The organism is uncultured Rikenella sp. (assembly GCF_948810725.1).
In the GTDB taxonomy this organism is placed as follows: Bacteria; Bacteroidota; Bacteroidia; order Bacteroidales; family Rikenellaceae; genus Rikenella.
This window is the reverse complement of record NZ_CAQIVA010000087.1, coordinates 1-2,922: the sequence shown is the minus strand read 5'-3', so window position 1 is coordinate 2,922 and position 2,922 is coordinate 1. Positions and strand designations below refer to the sequence as shown.

Annotated in this window: 5 protein-coding genes and 1 tRNA gene; 2 read left to right on the top strand and 4 right to left on the bottom strand. The window is 48.3% G+C overall.

Annotated features, from left to right (window positions below; all coding sequences use genetic code 11):
- Together Q9S52_RS10620 and Q9S52_RS10615 are read left to right on the top strand one after the other, a co-directional pair.
- A tRNA-Leu gene (locus Q9S52_RS10620) sits at window positions 1–84 on the top strand.
- A gap of 133 nt (window positions 85–217) precedes the next feature.
- The gene (locus Q9S52_RS10615; RefSeq protein ID WP_304709089.1) at window positions 218–1,057 is read left to right on the top strand and encodes a DUF2971 domain-containing protein; all 840 of its coding nucleotides are present in this window, start codon (window positions 218–220) and stop codon (window positions 1,055–1,057) included.
- 50 nt (window positions 1,058–1,107) lie between these two features.
- Here the strand turns inward: Q9S52_RS10615 and Q9S52_RS10610 are convergent, their stop codons facing one another.
- From Q9S52_RS10610 to Q9S52_RS10595, 4 genes are all read right to left on the bottom strand, one after another.
- Window positions 1,108–1,614 carry a hypothetical protein gene (locus Q9S52_RS10610; RefSeq protein WP_304709088.1) on the bottom strand — a complete coding sequence of 169 codons (507 nt, stop codon included), beginning with the start codon at window positions 1,612–1,614 and terminating at the stop codon, window positions 1,108–1,110.
- Entirely contained in the window at window positions 1,611–2,024 is a 414-nt protein-coding gene (locus Q9S52_RS10605; protein WP_304709087.1) for a D-Ala-D-Ala carboxypeptidase family metallohydrolase, read from the bottom strand. Before Q9S52_RS10605 ends, Q9S52_RS10610 begins: the two co-directional genes overlap by 4 nt.
- 95 nt (window positions 2,025–2,119) lie before the next feature.
- Complete coding sequence (locus Q9S52_RS10600; protein ID WP_304709086.1) at window positions 2,120–2,584, bottom strand: phage holin family protein; 465 nt, start codon at window positions 2,582–2,584, stop codon at window positions 2,120–2,122.
- A gap of 12 nt (window positions 2,585–2,596) precedes the next feature.
- Window positions 2,597–2,922: hypothetical protein (locus Q9S52_RS10595; RefSeq protein ID WP_304709085.1), on the bottom strand; the 326-nt coding region annotated here is incomplete at its 5' end.

Here is a 2,922-nt window from a genome sequence, read left to right as displayed (position 1 = left end):
GCCCAGGTGGTGAAATTGGTAGACACGCTACTTTGAGGGGGTAGTGCCGGTTGCGGCGTGCAAGTTCGAGTCTTGTCCTGGGCACAGAAAAGACTGTCAATCGTTTGATTGGCAGCCTTTTCTGTTTTCAGAGGGGACTATTCGGGGGACTGTTTTTATTCTTCATATGACAACAAACAAGTTAGACCGCAATACTTTAGTATATCATTATACTACCATGAGTACATTTCATGCTCTTATGGAAACCTTAGATAGGCCTGAAGCAGATAATGATGATCGTGATTTATCGAAATATAAATTTAAATTTAGAGGCACCTTAATGCCTTATATGAATGATCCAATAGAATATTCCTTTATGTCAAAATGTATATGTCAAGGATTAGATAAATATGAACGCAATAATCAGCTCAAAGAAAAGAAGTCGATTTGGCTCAGGGAAAATTTAAAAATTATAGATGAACAAATGGGGTATCCAGGAATAGTTTCATTTTCAGAATGGGCCGACGACTTAACGCTGTGGAGAAGTTATGGAGGAAATGGGACTGGAATTGCATTAGGATTTTCCAAAGAACTTTTGCAAAAATCATTCAGCGAAGCTTTCGTAAAATGTCGATATGGAACTGAAGAATATACAACAAATTACGTATATGAACATTTGAGTAAAGAATTATATGACATATTAACACTATCCAATATCACAAATACATATAATCTCCCTATAGATTACTTTGCCAAAATTTTATCCCTCAGATTAAGTACAAAGCATCAATCATATTTTTATGAAAGAGAATGGAGGATAACACGAATGTATCATCCATTAGCAACAAAATTCTATGACAAACAAGGTTCAATAATACCATATATAGAAATAAGTATTCCCGTTAATTGTCTCAAAGAAGTTGTAATCGGGCCTTGTGCACAAAAAGAACTCAGTGCACACTCTATTTTTTTATTATTGGCTAATAAATTACCACCCCTTATAGGAACTTCTTCTGTCGCCGAAATAAAAGACAAAATAGCTATAGCAATATCGGATGTCCCATATGTAATTCGTTAAGTCTATAGAAATTAAACAATGGCATTGATTTTACATGTCAAAACCTTTGCTTATCCTCTCCACATCTTCCATGCGGCCCAGACGAGGGCGACGAAGATAACTCCGACCAGCAGCCACGGAAGAGTGCTGGGGCGGGATTCCTTTTCGGTTTCCTGTTCGACGATCGTCTCGGTGTGAGTTTCGCGGCGAGTGCTGTCCTGGAGGACGGCATCCGTCTGTTGCTTGAGAGTGTCAGTTGTCTGCTGGCAGGTGTCGTTCTCGCGGTTCCGGTGGTGGTCGGTGATCGTGATGCGCTTGACGGGCGGCATTCCGGTGGTCGAGTCGGCGGGCCGGGTGGTGTCGAATTCCAGTTCGATCCAACGGGTCTCCTCGGACTCGGCGGTGGCGGATTCGGTCTGTGTGTGTGCGACAACCTTGGTGGTCTGCCGGGATTCCGCGTGCAGGTCGGCCTGCTCGGTCACGGCGGATGTCGCGTGCTGGCTCTCGTGCACTCTCTTCGTGGTCGAGCAGCCGGACAGCAACAGGCTGGCTATACTATAAAAAAGTATCCGTTTCATTTCAGGTGGAGGATTTGATTTCGGTTGGTTCCGGCCCGGTAGGAGATGTGTATCCACCGGTAGTTCGATTCGTCTATGAGCTGGTCGAACACGATTGCTCCGGCTTTCTGCATTTCCGCAATCCGGTCGAACAGGCGGCAGTTGTCGGCCGGGGTGCCCACCGAGATGTCCGCCGCCTCGCCCCGGAGGTGCTGGGAGGTCGAGACACCGCCCACTGCTGCATTCAACTTCGGGCAGCGGTAACCGCTGTTCACCGAGATCGGGCCGCCCCATGCCTCCCGGATCGGGTCGAGCAGTTTTTCAATCAGTGCGGTAAGGGCGAGTGTTACCCCGCTCGGCGGTGTGTTATCGATCCTCCGTGCGCGGGCGGTCTCCGAGGTACAAAGCTCTGCGATGGTAAAGTGTTTCATGGCAAAATCTGTTTTCAATCTCAGTTACTACTTATCAAAAGAGCGCGATTTTCTTTGCATATCCAATCGATGTGTAAAGGAATCGTGTGGTTTCTTTATACATCGGATTCCGGTGGTGCGGTGATCTTCTTAACCTCCTGCAGCAACTCGGCAGCGCGAGCCGGGTCTTTGCACCGGATGATACGACCGATCATATCGGGAATTTGCGCGGCGGCGGAGTGTTTCTCCCGCAGGTTCTCGATCACCGAGCGAAACTCGATGGCGATTACGGCTACGGTTCCAAGCACAGAAGCAAAAGGAAAACTGTACCACGGGAAGATATTACCGATGATGTCCACCAGCAGGAGCATGGCCAGCACCCGCCAGTACTCGCCGACTTTGGCAAAGGTGCGGCGAAAGCCACCGCTGTTCACATACTCCCTGCGGGCTTTGGCCTTCTCGATACCAGACCAGAGGTCTACCAGCACGGCGACGATCATCAGGCTCCAAAGGATCAGTACGACAGCCAGCATCCGCTTGAGATTCTCGATGTTCAGTGTTTCGAGCAGAATTTCGTTCATGGGTTCTTCCTATTAATATTGCGTGTTTTTATAGCGCGGGGGCGTCTGCCACGGCGTGACGCCCGCCTGATAGTTATCTCGGGTGATGAGCCCCTCGATATTGAACTTCTTGCCCGTCACCAGCGTCACCTCTAAGGTAAAGGAGGTGTAGCTCAACGATGACTGGCCGAAAGCCGTAGAACCCGGATTATTCATGTCATAGTACGGATTCCACTCGATCGTCACGTAGTCACGCGGAGTATTGAAGTTCTCCTGCACCGACACATAGAAAGGATCTGAGACATTCACCAGCCGCGCGCTCTGGATCTTGACCCGCGTCGAGGTGTCGGTCGTCTTAT